The organism is Paenibacillus campi (assembly GCF_034659835.1).
Taxonomy (GTDB): Bacteria; Bacillota; Bacilli; order Paenibacillales; family Paenibacillaceae; genus Saccharibacillus; species Saccharibacillus campi.
In genome coordinates this window covers 165,030-182,162 of record NZ_JAXSQZ010000003.1, presented here as the reverse complement: position 1 = coordinate 182,162, position 17,133 = coordinate 165,030, and the positions used below count along the sequence as shown (strand labels likewise).

Here is a 17,133-nt window from a genome sequence, read left to right as displayed (position 1 = left end):
CTTGCTAAAATTATACAACGACTGCATAATCCAATAGCACAAAAAAAAGCCCTGTGTACGCCAAACATCATCGGTACACAGGGCTTACTATTTGCAGTTACTGAGCTTTATACGGCACATATGCCGCGCCAATATGCATATTCCATCTTCCGTAGCCAGCATTTTGTTTAGCCTAGCGGAGCGATGATTGCATCGGATTAGTTTGATTACTTGCTTTTCAGCTCTACGATCGTTCTTACCATCGTTGAAGCATCATTAGGCACAGGCTTCTCCGTATATTTGAACGTAATTTCAGAGCCTTCTTTCAGCTTGCTAGCCGCATCAGCGATACTGTCAGTCAGCTGATATACAACCGGTTTACCGTCTACCATAATTTCCGCAGAATGCTCATCTGCCAAGCCGGAAAATGTACCGCTGGCAACATGAGTAACTTCAGCTTGATCTCCTGTTGACGTATCGGTTGTGCCTTTTGTTGTTCCTTCTTCATTTGTTGTGCCTGTGCTCGTTTCAGGAGATGCCGTGCTTTCTTCTCCGGTTCCGGCGGTAGAACTGTTATCCGCTGGAGTAGTCTCGTTCGTATCCTGTGGTGTCGTAACTTCAGTGTCCGTGTTGCCGTTTGTGTTGGCAGAACTTGCTGCGGGCTGCTGCTGTGCCTGATTGCCACAGGCTGCAAGCAACACAATTCCCATCAATAGCAGCAATGCAAACGGACTGCGTCTGATGAATGATTGAATATTTCGTTGCATCGTAAATACACCTCCTCAATAGTGTAACGCATTATGCCTGTAAAAGTTGCTTTGTATTTGGCAACCAGGCAAAAGAACATCCATTAGCATCATACCAGATTATGCGCCGCGAATAAAATTTTGCCTATCGATAACTACATCACATAATAAAAAAGGGATCATCCGTCCGGCATTTCTATATAGCCGGAGCGACGATCCCTACAATAAATACAAGCTGTACATACGATTAAAACGTTTGTCCGGCACTTGATCGTTGTGCTTATGGGATAAATTGCTGTACGATCTTGACGATTTCACCGTTTTTCACCGTAATATGATAAGGGAATACGGTAGGATCAAGCAGATCAGGTTTTTGGAAAATCGCTCTTAGCTTGGACATGCTGACTGGCTCGTTCCAGTTTGTATCGATATCTTCCCAACGTCCAGTATGATCATAAATTTGCATCAACACTTGTGCACTTTCTGGTGCTGTATAATCATACGTACGGGTATCATCATTGACGATATAATAACCGTCTGGTGCACCCATATCGGCATTTTCAGGGTTATCTTTGGCAAACATTTTGTTGGCAGCTTCACCGGTGTACCAGTTAATCGGATCGATCGTCAATTTGTAGCTACCCTTGTTGTCACGATCAATTTTGTTAATAAATACGGTAAAAGTGCCATCCGCAGGCGTCGTATCACTGTACGTGTCTTTGGCTACACTTGTCGTAACGGTAGCTGCTTGTACGGTTGGAGCTTTTGCCATCGCTTCCGGTGTTGCTGTACCGACACTGGCCGACGTCAAAAAGATTAAAGAAGCAGCACCTGCTCCCAGTATACCCATCATTGTTTTCATCATCGCTGCATCTCCCCTTCTCTCAATGGTCGATCAGTCTGGCACATGCCAGGAAACTTCATTACCATTTTCGATCTGTTTTAATTTGGATCGGAAAGCGGTGGAATATGTATTCTTTGCTTTCCATGTGCTGTTGGCGTCTTCTCTGTTATAAACGCATCCTGTTTATAAAATGTTGCATCATGTAGGTGATCTGTTTTAGGTTACTGCCGTAACAGTTATTAACCACAACATTGAGTGCCAGAACCATGCAAATTTTCCATTTGCTATTTCGGTAACTTGTTATGCGGCTTGACTGTAATGTTGCCGCTGCGCTTGTTGATAGTTTCACTATACACTGGTTGCTAGATGAATTGGTTGCAATAATGTTAATTCTAATTGACAAAATTAATACCAGGTTCTAAAACCACCCCTAATATGCTGATTTGCCTTGTTGTTATCGATTTTAAGTTGAATTTATTGGTTGAATTTATTTATTTTGGCGCTATGTTTTAGCATATAAATCGATCAAATGGCACGCAATTTTTGTATATTTCTCGCTTCATTTTGCCTAGAGCTTATATCGGGCATATGTTCAAACTGTTTTGAAGCAATCCGTTGCGTTTGATTAGCATTAGATTATGCCATATGTAACACGCATTTTATTTAAAATACGACAACCGCGACCATTTCTAGCGATGAAATGGCGAGCATAACCGTTTAAAGATATCCTCCAGTCCGGTTTTACGTAATTGTGCATTCAGCTTTATTTCCTTTATGATCTACTGACATTTTCATCCCGATTTAATATTTATATGTTCATAACAATGTTTCATTTTGTCGAAATTATCCAAATTCCAAAAAATATACATCTACTAACAACATAGTAGTGCATTTATGAACAATCATTGTTATTATATCCGATTAGCCGCCAGCTGTAAGGTTAATAGAGTACAGGAAATGAACACACCTACAACGATAGAGGAGGATGAACAACATGACAGAACAACCGCATATCGTAAACAAATCTGGAGAAGTGGCTACAGACAAGGTGGAACCGGTAATCGACCGGATGAGCGACGAACGTAAGAAACAGATTTTGGACGATTTTGAACATTTCCGTAGTTATCTTGGTAAAAGAATCCATATGGCGGAGAGTATTGGCTTAGGCGAAGAAAGTATTGCCAAAGTGGCGCAAAAAATCGCTGATTATTTAGCCAAACACGAAGAACCGCAAAACAATGAGGAGCAATTGCTGTATGAGCTGTGGAAAGTAGGCGATGAAGAAGAACGCCATAAACTTGCCCATCTGCTTGTCAAAATGGTGAAGTCGAACGAAAATAAATAAATAAATGAATGAATATTGCCTCGCTCATCAGCAGCTAACGCTGTTAAGGAGCGCAATAGTATCGCTTACAATACAACGCCAGCTTTAATACAGACGGTTTTCAAGGACACTTGGAATCCGTCTTTTTGTTTGACTATAAAGTCAGGACAGCCGTTGGCTATTCCTTAAACGCCAAATTACACACATTTCGGCATATAATATAACGTACTGTAACGCATGTATTCCTTCTTCTGAATTGGCGATATTATAGGCGATTGGGACATGAAAGCACATAATCTATGCTGACATTTAACATGATCAAAGTAATATATAGAAGTTAATTTTAAAATATTCATGTCCCTAACTTGTTCAAACAAACCAAAAACACGCCTGCACACTTGGGTGCAAGACGTGTTTCATTGTGTTATCTGTTGAAGCAATTTGCCTGTTCGCATCAAGCGTTACACTATCCAACTTTTAAGAAGCGATGAGTTGTCTTGTCATGAACGATTTCAAGCCGGACAGCTTATTAATGATTACGGTAACCTCGTTGCCGCCAAATTTTACGTTCAATCCGTTCATACCAATAAATACCAAGTTCCAGCAAATTACTTGCCAGTGAAATACGTGTAAATAAACGGTGTACAAGCACCGAAACCAAAATGCCGATCAGTGCACCTGCCAGCACATCCCCCGGATAATGAACACCTGTCCATACACGGCTAAATGCAATTGCAAATGCTAGCAGCAACCATAGCCAACCGGCACGACGGCGGAATTGCCAGATCGTCATTGCAATAATGAATGATCCAAGTGCATGATCGCTAGGAAATGAAGCATTTGCCGCATGTGATATAAGCTGAATCGCCTGTCCATGCAGTGTTACAAACGGACGATCCCGGTAGATCATCTCTCCCAACAACCAACTTACTGTGAAACCAATAATTACGGACACAAGCGCTTCGCTAATCATCCGTCGATCAGCACGCGCCCTTGTAAACCAATATACAAGCGCTCCGATTATAAAAAACACAACCGCATACTTAGACAAAAACACCATCAACGGATTCAAAAAAGCTAATCGCTCTGCACCGCTGTTGATCCACAAAAATAACAGTTCATCCATATGTTTCATCGTACATCCCTTCTGCTGAACGATTCAGCATCTGATCTCATCTGGTCGTATACACAAACTTAGCACCCGATACGAGTGCAGCGCTATAGAAGCAGCTCTGTTCACGATTGAAGCGGTTCATAGTATAGAGTGAATCACTCGCCACTTGTGTACATCCCAGAGGCACATATGTAATGATGCCCTGTAAAATTGTAAAGCAGTCTGGCGTATAGATCAACTTTGTGTAAAGTTTACGTAAAATTAATGTTAAATCAACCTTATTTATCCATTATAAAAATCATTTATAAACCGCTCACCAGCCGTTGTGAACGCTCGCGTCCTTGCTGCAACAGTTGCTGCTCATCGAGCGTTAACAACTCATAGTTATCCATTAATACACGTCCATTTACGATCGTTGTATGCACATCCGCTCCGTTGACGGCATAAGCAATCGCTGAAATTACATGATGCAATGGTTGTAAATGCGGCTTGTTCAGATCAATCAAGATCAAATCAGCTTTTTTGCCAGCTTCCAGTGTGCCAACTTCATGATCGATTTGTAGCAGACGTGCACTATCAATCGTCGCCATTTGCAAAAAGCGATAAGCAGATTGTACAGCAGGATCACCATAATAAAGCTTTTGCAGCAGTGAAGCAGCACGAATGCCAGCGAACATATCGAGTGTACTGGCGCTACCGGCTCCGTCCGTACCAAGCCCAACCGTAATACTTTGACGCTGTAATTCCAGCACCGGTGCGATCCCGCAACCTAATTTCAAATTGCTAAGCGGATTGTGCGCGATACCGCCACGCATTCCTTTCAGATTGTTCATATCAGCAGACGTGATGTGCACTCCGTGTGCTAGCAGTACATGCAGATGTTCAAATAACCCCAGCTCAGATAAATACTGTGTCGGTGTTTGCCCGTAACGCGCTGCAATTTGCGCTGTCTCCTCCTTCGTCTCAGCGAGATGAATATGCACTGGCAACTGATAACTTTCCGCCAGTTTAATCACTTCCCGTAGCTGCTCGGGTGGACATGTGTAAGGAGCATGCGGGCCAAACATCGTCGTAATGCGCCCATCGGCACCGCCATGCCAACGTTCAACTAGCTCAATCGCCTCCTGTATACGTTGTTGCCCACGCTCATCGCCAAATACAAGCCCGCGTGTCAGTGAAGCGCGCATCCCGGTTTCCTGCACCGCTTGAGCAATCTCATTCATATGAATATACATATCGGCAAATGCGGTTGTACCCGAACGAATCATCTCCGCCATCGACAGCTTGCTGCCCCAGTAAATATCTGCCGGGGTCATTCTCGCTTCAGCAGGAAACATTTTTTGCTCCAACCAGTCCATCAACTTTAGATCATCGGAAAAACATTTGAGCAAATTCATCGGGCTATGCTGATGCGCATTAATCAAGCCGGGCATGACCGCCATGCCGGAAGCATCGATAATCCGATCCAAACGACCAAGCCGTGCCACCTGTTGCTTTAGCAGCTCGCGCTGATCGGGTTGCTGACCGTACACGCCAACAATTCGCTCATTTTCAAGCAAAATATCCCCTGAAAATACATCTTGCTCGCCACACATCGTAATGATTAACGCTTGCCGAATCCAGAGCGTTGTATTCGTTGTATTCATCGTATTGCCTCCCTTAATCTGCTTCACTACCTAGTACGCCGATCACATTCAATGTCAACTTGGATTGTGTATTGATTTTCTTATCCATAAGAACTTGAGCCAGCTTCAAAACTCGAATTGATCTCGGTCAAAGTACTAGTAGTTTGTCTTAAATACATTTACAGTTTATCGATCTCCCCCTCACTTGATGATGAATAGGTTAAGGTACGTTCAAACACAATTTTCATTTGAGACAGCTCACTAGACAGGTTACAGTAATAGAGATAGCGTATACGTTGACGTAACGTAAAGGTCAATTGGAACGAGAGAAATCTTTTTGCAAATCGCATTTTATTGAGAGTAAGTTACTGAAGTACACGTACTAGAGTAGAGCCTATGCCACAAATTAAAGTGATCGTGCATCTATCGCTGCGGTACGGAATAAGGGGATGGACTTCCATCCCGACTCAGAAGCTACGCACTTGGAAGCATAACAAAAAGCCTCTGTACGATCGCTAGCACAGAGACTTGGAAAGATTATATACGACTATTTTTGCTAAGCTGCGCCTCTACTGAACGCATCTTATTTATTGTTATGCATATCCTATTCATAACTAATAGCTTGTCTCAAGTAAAAATCAGGTTTGAATGACCTATTTAATATCAATTATTAGCGAGCCGTTACAGGCTGTTGTTCTAGTTGCTTATTTTTCTCTTTAAATTTTTGATTGTGTGAAGATACGTACGCTTGGCTGTGAGCTTCCGGATCAAGATGGCGCTTAGCACTATTGACGGCTGTACCGCCATCGACGAGCGCTCCGCTAATTAGGCGTAGCTTGCCGTCATATTGGATTAGGTCGCCTGCGGCAAATACGCCCGGAATATTCGTTTGCCGTGCCGAATCGACGACCGGCATATTGTATTCGCCCAGCTCTAATCCCCAGCCCAACATCGGGCTTAAATCGGTCGTCAAACCATGATTCACGATTAATGCGTCCAGTTCGAGTGTGCGCATTTCACCTGTTTCTACATGTGTTACAGTTACACCTTCGACAAGCGCTCCGCTTCCTTGCAGACCGGTCAGCTCAAACGAGGTAAGTATTTCATGACAATGTTCTTTCATACGCAGCACATTGCGCTCATGACCGCCAAATTGTTCGCGTCGATGTACAACCGTTACGCTTGCCGCAATCGGCTGCAATGCGTTTGCCCAATCGACCGCTGAGTCGCCGCCGCCGGAAATGACGATCCGTTTGTCACGGAATATCGCCAACTCTTGTACCGTATAGTGCAGATTAGTCACTTCGTAACGGTCTGCACCTGCGATTTCCAACTTACGCATTTTTGGAATACCATGTCCCATCGCCAAAATGACGGTACGTGTGTAATGTTGCTCACCTGTATTGGACGTCAACAGCAGCGTTCCATCCGCCAACCGTTCCAAATCGACAATTTGCTGATTCAGCACAATCGTCGGGTCGAATACTATCGCTTGCTCGGTCAGATTGCGAATGAGTCCTTCCCCGCTAATCGGTGGCACTCCGCCTACATCCCAGATGATTTTCTCTGGATAAAGCAAAATTTTGCCGCCCAATGTTGGGTTATATTCAATAATCTTTGTTTTCATATCACGCATACCACTATAAAAGGCGCTGTACAATCCTGCTGGCCCACCGCCGATAATCGTTACATCATATAACTCTAGCTCATGCTTGCTTGTCATACATAAAGCCCCCTATATCGACACTGTCCTACAGACAGTTTATTTATACTTTCCCGTTATTTACAAATGATAATGATTATCATTATAGATTAAGCTGAAACTAGATGCAATGGCTATACGCATTTGTTTTGGGTATGAATACATATGGAGTAGTGTGCAAACACTGTATTTTTGGTATGCTGATAGTAAAGTGCCTACTCGCGCATGCGCCAAAACGAAAATAGCCGCTGTATGATGTAAAATAAGCCGATCGTTTGCTTGAACAACAAACATCGGCGCTAATGTGGAATTTTATTCATACCGAGGACTATATTTGCGTAAGCGCCTTTGCTGATGGACAATTCTTATAAGGTGGGAAGCTGGGAATGTTGAACTTTTACTCGCATTTCTCCTGGATTTTGCTCATAATCAACTTATTTCTGGCATTATTCATCGTTTTTCTAGAGCGGCGCAATATCGGAGCGACATGGGCATGGTTGATGGTGTTGCTGTTTATTCCAATCGTCGGCTTTATCGTGTATTTGTTCCTCGGACAAAATTTAAGCCGGGTCAAACGGTTTCGATTGCGCAAAGAATTTCGCTCTATCATCGAATCGGTCGTCAACGATCAGCGTGCCGAATTTGAGCAAAAAAAGTTTCGGTTTAATGATCCTGCGATCAGTCAATATCATGAACTTGTACATCTGCATCTAATTAGCAATTATTCACTGTACACACAGGACAATCAGGTGCAAATATTTTCGGATGGTAAGAAAAAGTTTGAGGCGCTGTTCCGCGATATTGCGGCAGCCCAAGAATACATCCATATGCAGTATTACATCATTCAACGCGATGATCTAGGCAGTCAGCTTATGCAAGCATTGACCGAAAAAGCTAAACAAGGCGTAACCGTGCGACTCGTCTATGACGCATGGGGCAGCTCCAAAATTAACAAAAAATTCCTCCAAGCATTCCGTGATGCCGGTGGACAGGCAGCCGCCTTTTTCCCGCCCAGCATTCCGCTCATTAACTTTAAGGTTAATTATCGCAACCATCGCAAAGTGGTCATTATCGATGGGTTGTGCGCCTATATCGGCGGCTTCAATGTAGGCGATGAATATCTCGGTCATGTGAAAAAATTTGGCTATTGGCGCGATACGCATCTTCGTGTGGAAGGTTCGTCCATTTTGCAAATGCAGACGCATTTTTTACGTGATTGGCATCTGGCGCTAAACACACCGATGGATCGGGATTATTCATTATTCGCTGTTTCCAAGCCGTTTGAAGGTAATATTGGTATGCAGATCGTATCAAGCGGCCCGGATAGCAGTCTGGAAACGATCAAATATTCGTACATTAAAATGATCTATGAAGCGAAAAAAAGTGTAATGATCCAAACGCCTTATTTTATACCGGATGAAAGTATGATTACCGCGCTAAAATCGGCAATTTTATCCGGCGTGGAAGTGCATTTGATGATTCCGAAACGACCGGATCATCCGATGGTATATTGGGCATCGTATTCGTACTTGCAAGAATTGTTGGAGTTGGATGCGCATTGTTATTTGTATAACAAAGGCTTTTTACATGCCAAAACGATGGTTATCGACGGCAAAATCGCTTCGGTCGGTACCGCCAATATGGATATTCGTAGTTATAAGCTGAATTTTGAGATCAATGCGGTCGTATATGATTCTGCAGCGGCTACACAACTGCAACAGCTTTTTTTGCAGGATATTCAAGACAGCGATATATTGACGCTGCAAGGCTACAGAAATCGTCCGTGGTATCGTAAAGTGATCGAATCGTTTGCCCGTTTATTGTCACCGATTTTGTAAATGCAGACGAGAGTGTTCGAGCTAACGATTGCGCTAACTGAGCAGATTATGAATTTGAACCGGTTGTCGGTTTGCAGGATGCGTTGTTACGAGAATGAGTAGGTAGGAAGCTGCTGGAAAGCAGAACGCCGCACATTGGAAATACGGTGCGGCGTTTTTGTTTTACTATTGTGAATTTTTCATTTAATGAAATTATCTCTTTAGTTCAATTTGGTAGTTACTTTATTCCGTCAGATCAATGCTTAATCGTGAATAAACTTGCCATTGTACGAATAGGGTGCACTTATGCTGTTACAGTTCGTTACAATCGTTTTTCATTTCCTCTTGCTATCGCGATTTCCGTTTGCTCGCGCGCTAAATTTCCTCTGGCTCTCGTCCGAATAGGATTACAAGTCGCCAACGGTAGCAAATTGCACCGATTTTATTCATGATCGGTGTACGTTAAGTCGAAACTAAATGGAAATGTAGTCCTTCCACTCACTTCCCTAACACACGCACAGGCTCTCCTTGTAAAAATTGGACGATATCATCGACTGCATCCTCGTAAAAGGAGCGATAATTATCATCCGCCACATAACCGATATGCGGTGTGGCGAGCACATTCGGCAATGTGCGTAGCGGATGATGAAGTGGCAACGGTTCCTGTTCAAACACATCCAGTCCAGCTCCGGCAATTCGGTAATGTTGCAGCACATCAATCAGCGCCTGCTGGTCAATCAGACCGGCACGTGATGTATTGATCAAATATGCACTTTGCCGCATATGGGCAAGCTCGGTAGCACCAAGCAGATGGCGAGTCGACTCGCTTAATACCATATGAACCGAGACGATATCGCTTTGGTTTAGCAGCTCGGTCAATGTTGCCGCCTGGCGTACGTTGGCTTTCTGTGCTCGTTCTACGGTCAGATTCGGGCTCCAAGCGATCACATCCATATCCATCGCTTGTGCAATTCGTGCCATCCGTGTACCGATCTGTCCTAACCCGATCAGACCGAGCGTTTTGCCATATAGACCCGTGCCAATTGTTGTCTGCCACGGTCCACCGCTGCGAAACGCTTCATTTTCGGCAACGAGATGGCGAGTCAGCCCGAGTATGAGCGCCCATGTCAGTTCGGTCGGTGCTGCCCCTCTGCCTCTAGCACCACATACAGTAATGCCAAGCCGCTGTGCAGCCGCCATATCAACCGCTGCATTGCGCATACCGGTCGTCACTAGTAAACGCAAATTAGGCAGCCGCTCCAATACATCAGCTGGAAAAGGTGTACGTTCACGCATAATAACGAGAATTTCGCAGTCTTTGACCTCGTTTACCAGTTCATCTGCCGAATCGATAGAATGCGCGCAAATACGCACATGCACCTGCCCATCCAGTACCGACCAGTCTGCCATTCGTAATGCCACTTGCTGGTAATCATCTAAAACAGCGCACCACATTGTCATTGTTATCCATCCTTTCACTATTATTAGCGATTTATGAGCGTTGGAGATCGTGTATGCTTCTGTACGAAATGAATATAACGACAGCGACGATTCGTTCACTCTCGTGTTCATTATACGCTTCATTTGTTCGTCACTGGATATAGCTGGTAAAATGGGCGTTGATTTGCGTTTAGCTCATGAAGCGAATATAAGGATTAGTGTGACAATAGCCTGTCAACTTATAAAGCTTTATTGCAAAATACGGCTTCCTTCCGTATACGAAGGAAACCGTATTTGTAATTTTATAGTGTTAGCTTCAACTAAATTTAGGCAACCAGTCCCCATGTGCTGCAATTAACTCATCGCATAATGCGACGATATCATCCATTGATAGCTCGGCAGCGGTATGTGGATCAAGCATGGCAGCGTGGTAAATATGCTCCTTTTTGCCGGTCATCGCCGCTTCGATGGTGAGCAATTGTGTGTTAATATTAGTGCGGTTTAATGCAGCAAGTTGTGGTGGCAGATCGCCAATATAGGTTGGATTAATGCCCGATCCATCGACTAGACAGGGCACTTCAACACAAGCTTCACGCGGCAAATTTGTGATGAGCCCATTGTTCATTACATTGCCGCCAATTTTGTACGGACGATCCGTTTCCATCGCCTCCATAATATGAGATGCATATTCACGGCTGCGTGTATGCTCGATATTTTCGCTCGCAAACAGCTTTTCACGCATCTCTTTCCAATCGGCAATTTGTTTAATACAGCGGCGTGGATATTCATCGAGTGGAATATTGTAGCGCTCGATCAGTTCCGGATAATTGCGTTTAATAAAATACGGATGATATTCGGCATTATGCTCGGACGATTCAGTCACATAATAACCAAAACGATGCATCAGCTCATAGCGCACCATATCATCATGCTGCTGCTGCTGTTTGGCACGTGCTAGACGTTTAATTTCAGGATACAAATCGTGCCCGTCGCGCGTTACTTCCAGTAACCATGCCATATGGTTAATGCCAGCAACTTTTGCCACTACACCCGTTTGGTCGATGCCAAGCGCTTCGAACAGATGCGGCACACATACTTGCACACTATGACATAACCCGACCGTTTGAATGCCACCATGCACATTCATTACGCTCGTCAGCACAGCCATCGGGTTTGTATAATTCAGGAACCAAGCGTCCGGACACACTTCTCGCATATCGCGTGCAAAATCGAGCATCACCGGAATCGTGCGCAAGTTGCGGAAGATGCCGCCGATTCCGAGCGTATCCGCAATCGTTTGACGCAAACCGTACTTTTTGGGAATTTCAAAATCTGTAATGGTGCAAGGATCATAACCACCAACTTGAATCGCATTAATGACGTATTTGGCTCCACGCAGCGCTTGTTTACGATCATGATACACGTTGACCACGCAGCGGCTGCCGAGCGAATGCGCCAGACTGGTGAGCAAACGTTCGGAATCGCGCAACCGCTCCACATCGATATCAAACAGCGCCAACTCGAAGTCCTGCAACGCTTCCGTCATCATCACATCACCGAGTACATTTTTGACAAACACGGTACTGCCTGCGCCGAGAAATGTAATTTTGTTCATTTCACTTTCAGCCTCCCTGAACATTGGTATATTCCAACTATAGGCTGAAAAGGCGGATGAGACTATAGTTCAAAGCATTGCAAATATGGCATAATGCTAGTTATTGTGAAGAAGGTTTCACTTTAATTCTTAGTGAGGATGAATTTATTTGATTGTGTTTGTTAAGATTAGGCAAGTTCATATTCTGTAATCATTTATCGTTTTTAAGTTATCTCAATGATAGACAACAAGCGCACATCAACAACTATCAACAACACTCCCCCCCACCCTCTGCTAAAATAATCCCCGTACTTCCACATCACCAAAATATCATTCCCCCTCTTGACCTTTTCGAAAATGACTCCTATAATCAGGAACCAATAACATATTGTAGCGATGACCAGAGACAAGATTCCCTTCATGCGCTGTCCAGAGAGAAAAGTGATCGGTGTGAACTTTTCCAGCCGACGGTTGAGGAATTACCACTCTGTAGCTGTAATTTTGAACAGGTGACAGATCGTTTGACGGTAGATTGTATGATGGATGAAGACGTAGTTTTCGCTGTTAGTAAGTAGTTGTCCGTGGTGTCTCGTCCCAGACATGGACATTGCTTTCCGATGGCAGCATCGTTCATTTCCTGTACAGGCTGGCGTTTCATGTAGCGATTCAGTGCACATTATTAGAAATTACCGACTCATCCCCGTTACCGGATGCCAATGAGGGTCTGTAATCCCGGTTTGCCTACTGCCTATCCTATGGTAGTGTCGCCGGCATATCAGACTGAACTAGGGTGGAACCACGAGCTAAGCGCACTCGTCCCTGCTGGGACTTGTGTGCTTTTTTTGCGCTTTCTGTTCACTTTACTTTACATCATTGGAGGTTTTATTCATGTCTGATCCATACTCATCTGTTCATTCCAACGTTGTCCGTCCTGTTGCATCTGCCGATTCATCTTTATCTTCATCCTTATCGCCTGACGCTGCTGCGATGGCGGCAGCTAATCAACAAGCTACACCGCTTGCGGCAAAACATGCAGCACATAACGCTTGCACTTCGGAGTTTGCTGCCGCATCCGTCCGAGTAGAGCTACCCAACGGTTCGGTGCGCTCATACCCTGGCGGCGAATCGATTGCCGCCATCGCGCGATCTATCAGCCCGGCACTTGGCAAACGAGCGCTTGCCGGTCTGCTGAACGGACAGCTTGTTGATCTGAATACAGCGGTACTTGCTGACGCACAATTGGAAATAATTACAGCCGCACATGAGGCGAGTTTATCGATTTATCGCATCAGTGCCGCTCATCTGCTCGCCCAAGCTGTACAGCGGTTGTATGGCGCGCAGCAGGTCAAGCTTGGCGGAGGCTCTGCTACAGAGCAAGGTTTTTATTATGATATTGAACTGGAACATTCATTATCGGAGTCGGATTTGCCAGCGCTCGAACAGATGATGAAGCAAATTGCAGCGGAAAATGGAGCTTTGCAGCGGCGTGTGCTAGAACCAGCGGTAGCGATGCAGCTGTTTGATCGTGTACAGCAGCCTTATCAATTACAGCACTTGGACGAAATCATTGCGGCGGGGCAGGAAGCGATTGTCATTTATGAGCAAGGCGATTATGTCGTATTGGAAAATGGGCCGCTATTACCATCGTTTGGACGATTGCAGGCGTTTCGTTTAATGAGCGTAGCAGGCGCCTACTGGCGCGGTGATTCGTCGGGTGCTGTGTTACAGCGTATACAGGGCGTCGCCTTTGCGGAGCGCGCTGAGCTGGAACAACATTGGCACTGGCTACAAGAGGCGCGGCGACGGGATCATCGGCGGCTTGGGCGTGAGCTAAAGCTATTTATGTTTTCGGACGAAGCGCCGGGGATGCCATTTTATTTGCCAAAAGGGATGCTGCTGCGGACAGAATTGGAGCAATTTTCGCGCCAACAGCAGTTACAGCGCGGTTATGAAGAAGTACGGACTCCATTTATGATGAACCAGCAGTTATGGGAACAATCCGGACATTGGGATCATTATAAAGACAATATGTACTTTTCCGAAGTCGATGGCGAGCATTTTGCGCTAAAACCGATGAATTGCCCTGGGCATATGCTTATTTATAAACATGAGCTGCGTTCTTACCGTGAGCTGCCGATCCGAATGATGGAATTTGGGCAGGTACATCGACATGAATTTTCCGGTGCGCTAAACGGGTTGATGCGGGTGCGCACATTTTGCCAAGATGATGCTCATATTTATGCACTGCCAGAGCAAATCGAAGCGGAAATTGCCAATGCGATGGAATTGATTGACGATATGTATAACGTATTTGGCTTTCAATATGAGATTGAGCTGTCCACAAGACCGGATGATTATATGGGTGCGGAGGAGCTGTGGGATCAAGCGGAGCAAGCGCTACGCAATGTGCTGGAAGCTCGTGGCGTGCAGTATCGCATCAATGAAGGGGATGGTGCCTTTTATGGGCCGAAGATTGATTTTCATATTTTGGATGCGCTGCGCAGAAGCTGGCAATGCGGCACAATTCAGCTTGATTTCCAAATGCCCGAGAAGTTTGATCTATCGTATGTCGGTGAAGACAACGCCAAATATCGTCCGGTTGTGATCCATCGTGCCATCTATGGTTCGCTCGATCGTTTTATCGGCATTTTGACAGAGCATTATGCCGGTGCATTCCCGCTCTGGCTCGCTCCGGTGCAAGTAAAAGTACTGCCCGTATCCGGTCATTACGAGCATTATGCACTGCAAGTGAAATCGCTGCTACTGCAGGCAGGTATACGCGCCGAGCTAGACCGCTCCGGCAACAAACTAGGCTACAAAATGCGCGAAGCACAACAGCAGAAAATCCCGTATTTGCTCGTCGTAGGCGAACAGGAGCAGCAAACAGGTCAAGTTAATGTACGCAAACATGGCGAGCACGAGCAGCAGCAACTTCCGCTAGTACAGTTAATTGATATGCTGCAAGCCGCCATGCTCCAACAACAGCAACGAAAGGATCGTCACTAAACGGACAAGTTGCCCGTACTTTATCTCAATTACATTCATAGTATGCCTATAGTATGATCGCTTTATTGTGAACATGTTGAAGGGCGTTCGAACGTGGTGTTTAAGCTAGACAAGCTACCTGGAACAGCTAATGGAGGCGGCGACCGCAGTATGACGATTAACGTACAGCAACTGAAGCGAGCAAATGTAAGCAAAATGGTTAAAAGAAGATAGAGTAACACTGCTGACCTAACTGCCAATCTGTCCATTGGCTGATTTTGAAAAGGAGAGAATACGAGATGTCCAATGACCGTACGACCGTCAACGTACTCATTAATGAATTATCGTTAACGGCGTTACAGTATTCGTTAACAAAGCTTTCCGCAGACGGGAAAGAAAATCAGCGCTTACTATCGCTCGACTTTGTTATTACAGGTGGACAACAATACCATGACGTAACGTCAACATTGTATGAGCCAACCGTCGCAGTGAGCGTGCCAGAGCATAATGTACAGTTTCAAGCTCGTGTGCACAACTACTTTACTTCCGTTCCCCGACTCGAAACAGCAACCGATACGGTCGATGTGCATTTGGAATTGATCGAAACGAGCGCCTGATTGATGAAACACAAAACGGACACCTCTATTGTGGATGATCATAAGATCGATTCACAATGGGGTGTCCGTTTTGGTTCATGCTTGATCGTCATGTCGTTAGCTTACGTATAATATAAGAGCATTCTAATGCTGCTTACCGACTTGTTGGAATTAAAAACAAAACTAGTATTCACCTAACACCGTTCATAAAGCTATACATAGATACATCATCATATATTAGAGAGAACAACATCCTATCCGACTGCTTACGGATTGCTTCCACTATAAATAGAAGTATTCATCCAGTCGCGATGGACATAGTTTGGCATATTATCAAATGTTCCGTACCAGCGTCCATTACGATTTTCCGTATATTCGGTATATTGTGACCACGGATACGCTTGTGGTTGATAAAAGAGCGATACTTGTACATTTTCATAGCGCTGATCGATCGTTTTGCCAACGATATCGTAGCCGGTAAATGCTTTTTTGGCGATCGATGTGACGCGTTTGACCGAAGTCGAATTGCTGTCGCTATCTGTCCATTTGGTCGGTGCGATTAGTATTTGCGTATTGTCGACGACAAAGTAAGCATTGTAATACGTGTCTGTATTTACCGTTTTTGCCAAATAAAACTTTACGTTTTTAACTTGATCGGTATCATATTTTTGCACTTTGGAGTCGCCATAATAAAAACCGTTGGAACGAATGTATGGCAACCAGCGATGTGAACCGGTCTGGTACGAATAACCCGCCTCAATCGCTTTACCGCTCTCCGCATCAAAGCCGTAATATACCCACGGCTGCTCGCCTGGTCCAAGCCCGCTTACTGTCGGCAACGTAATATCCGAAGTGATGCTGTTAAAGCCCTGGAAGCCAAGCTGTCTGCGTTCAAACGCACCGGTATTGCCGCCATTGACTTGCTCGACTGGAGTCGGATTGTTCGGATCAAATTGGGTCACACTGTCCATATTGTCAGGTGCATTATCATCGCGATTCGCCGCGCCTAAGTAGCCGCGTTTGGAACTATACACTTGCCCGGTCACAGTCATATACGTGTAATCCGCCTGTTGCAATTGTTTTGCCGACGTTTCACCAGCCGCAGCATTGGTCACTGGCTCACTGCCGGTCAAATCGCGCAAAACTGCTGCTTTTTGCTGGGCGAAAAATTGCTGATCCACTTTAGGTGTATGTGTGCCCGCATTGCCTGCTGTATTGGAAGATGTGCTTGTCGACGTGTTTGCTGTCGTGGCGTTTGTCGCTGTCTGCGAAGTAACAGCTGCAGATGCGTGTACAGCAACAGCCGGTGTCAACGCCGTCCATAGCAGGCTTAATGATAATAATGTTTTGAATGTCTTCATGATGTC

General features: G+C 44.9%; 12 protein-coding genes. 4 read left to right on the top strand and 8 right to left on the bottom strand.

Going from position 1 to position 17,133, the window contains the following annotated elements; genetic code table 11:
- Nucleotides 1-206 precede the first annotated feature (206 nt).
- Together U1I11_RS09610 and U1I11_RS09605 are read right to left on the bottom strand one after the other, a co-directional pair.
- On the bottom strand, nt 207-746 hold the full coding sequence (locus U1I11_RS09610; RefSeq protein WP_322905878.1) for a hypothetical protein: 540 nt from the start codon (nt 744-746) through the stop codon (nt 207-209).
- 259 nt (nt 747-1,005) lie between these two features.
- A complete protein-coding gene (locus tag U1I11_RS09605; RefSeq protein ID WP_322905877.1) occupies nt 1,006-1,590 on the bottom strand; it encodes a hypothetical protein in 585 nt (194 codons plus the stop codon).
- Between the two features lie 973 nt (nt 1,591-2,563).
- On the opposite strand from U1I11_RS09605, the gene U1I11_RS09600 reads away from it, so the two are divergent.
- Nucleotides 2,564-2,914: a DUF3243 domain-containing protein gene (locus tag U1I11_RS09600; RefSeq protein ID WP_322905876.1), complete on the top strand. Its 351-nt coding sequence runs from the start codon at nt 2,564-2,566 to the stop codon at nt 2,912-2,914.
- Nucleotides 2,915-3,422: 508 nt separating this feature from the next.
- Here U1I11_RS09600 and U1I11_RS09595 read toward each other — a convergent pair.
- The 3 genes from U1I11_RS09595 to U1I11_RS09585 all read right to left on the bottom strand — a co-directional run bounded on the left by U1I11_RS09595 (nt 3,423) and on the right by U1I11_RS09585 (nt 7,355).
- Nucleotides 3,423-4,028 (bottom strand): undecaprenyl-diphosphatase, encoded by a 606-nt coding sequence (locus tag U1I11_RS09595; protein ID WP_322905875.1) that lies wholly within the window; start codon nt 4,026-4,028, stop codon nt 3,423-3,425.
- Between the two features lie 281 nt (nt 4,029-4,309).
- Nucleotides 4,310-5,653, bottom strand: coding sequence for an amidohydrolase (locus U1I11_RS09590; protein ID WP_322905874.1), 1,344 nt, complete (start codon nt 5,651-5,653; stop codon nt 4,310-4,312).
- A 649-nt stretch (nt 5,654-6,302) separates the two neighbouring features.
- Nucleotides 6,303-7,355 (bottom strand): NAD(P)/FAD-dependent oxidoreductase, encoded by a 1,053-nt coding sequence (locus tag U1I11_RS09585; protein WP_322905873.1) that lies wholly within the window; start codon nt 7,353-7,355, stop codon nt 6,303-6,305.
- A 365-nt stretch (nt 7,356-7,720) separates the two neighbouring features.
- On the opposite strand from U1I11_RS09585, the gene cls reads away from it, so the two are divergent.
- Nucleotides 7,721-9,172 carry a cardiolipin synthase gene (gene cls, locus U1I11_RS09580; protein WP_322905872.1) on the top strand — a complete coding sequence of 484 codons (1,452 nt, stop codon included), beginning with the start codon at nt 7,721-7,723 and terminating at the stop codon, nt 9,170-9,172.
- A gap of 477 nt (nt 9,173-9,649) precedes the next feature.
- Here cls and U1I11_RS09575 read toward each other — a convergent pair whose 3' ends face one another.
- Complete coding sequence (locus U1I11_RS09575; protein ID WP_322905871.1) at nt 9,650-10,612, bottom strand: D-2-hydroxyacid dehydrogenase family protein; 963 nt, start codon at nt 10,610-10,612, stop codon at nt 9,650-9,652.
- A 295-nt stretch (nt 10,613-10,907) separates the two neighbouring features.
- Nucleotides 10,908-12,206, bottom strand: coding sequence for an alpha-glucosidase/alpha-galactosidase (gene melA, locus U1I11_RS09570; RefSeq protein WP_322905870.1), 1,299 nt, complete (start codon nt 12,204-12,206; stop codon nt 10,908-10,910).
- A gap of 867 nt (nt 12,207-13,073) precedes the next feature.
- On the opposite strand from melA, the gene thrS reads away from it, so the two are divergent.
- Both thrS and U1I11_RS09560 read left to right on the top strand, forming a co-directional pair.
- A complete protein-coding gene (gene thrS, locus U1I11_RS09565; RefSeq protein ID WP_322905869.1) occupies nt 13,074-15,191 on the top strand; it encodes a threonine--tRNA ligase in 2,118 nt (705 codons plus the stop codon).
- Between the two features lie 278 nt (nt 15,192-15,469).
- Complete coding sequence (locus tag U1I11_RS09560; RefSeq protein WP_322905868.1) at nt 15,470-15,787, top strand: DUF3219 family protein; 318 nt, start codon at nt 15,470-15,472, stop codon at nt 15,785-15,787.
- A gap of 245 nt (nt 15,788-16,032) precedes the next feature.
- Here U1I11_RS09560 and U1I11_RS09555 read toward each other — a convergent pair whose 3' ends face one another.
- Nucleotides 16,033-17,127, bottom strand: coding sequence for a hypothetical protein (locus U1I11_RS09555; protein ID WP_322905867.1), 1,095 nt, complete (start codon nt 17,125-17,127; stop codon nt 16,033-16,035).
- Between the last annotated feature and the right edge of the window lie 6 nt (nt 17,128-17,133).

Coding starts and splice junctions, on each gene's coding strand:
- U1I11_RS09595 (WP_322905875.1), bottom strand. CDS start 4,028: ATGAAACATATGGATGAACTGTTATTTTTGTGGATCAACAGCGGTGCA.
- thrS (WP_322905869.1), top strand. CDS start 13,074: ATGTCTGATCCATACTCATCTGTTCATTCCAACGTTGTCCGTCCTGTT.
- U1I11_RS09610 (WP_322905878.1), bottom strand. CDS start 746: ATGCAACGAAATATTCAATCATTCATCAGACGCAGTCCGTTTGCATTG.
- U1I11_RS09605 (WP_322905877.1), bottom strand. CDS start 1,590: ATGATGAAAACAATGATGGGTATACTGGGAGCAGGTGCTGCTTCTTTA.
- U1I11_RS09560 (WP_322905868.1), top strand. CDS start 15,470: ATGTCCAATGACCGTACGACCGTCAACGTACTCATTAATGAATTATCG.
- U1I11_RS09575 (WP_322905871.1), bottom strand. CDS start 10,612: ATGACAATGTGGTGCGCTGTTTTAGATGATTACCAGCAAGTGGCATTA.
- U1I11_RS09585 (WP_322905873.1), bottom strand. CDS start 7,355: ATGACAAGCAAGCATGAGCTAGAGTTATATGATGTAACGATTATCGGC.
- cls (WP_322905872.1), top strand. CDS start 7,721: ATGTTGAACTTTTACTCGCATTTCTCCTGGATTTTGCTCATAATCAAC.
- U1I11_RS09555 (WP_322905867.1), bottom strand. CDS start 17,127: ATGAAGACATTCAAAACATTATTATCATTAAGCCTGCTATGGACGGCG.
- U1I11_RS09600 (WP_322905876.1), top strand. CDS start 2,564: ATGACAGAACAACCGCATATCGTAAACAAATCTGGAGAAGTGGCTACA.
- melA (WP_322905870.1), bottom strand. CDS start 12,206: ATGAACAAAATTACATTTCTCGGCGCAGGCAGTACCGTGTTTGTCAAA.
- U1I11_RS09590 (WP_322905874.1), bottom strand. CDS start 5,653: ATGAATACAACGAATACAACGCTCTGGATTCGGCAAGCGTTAATCATT.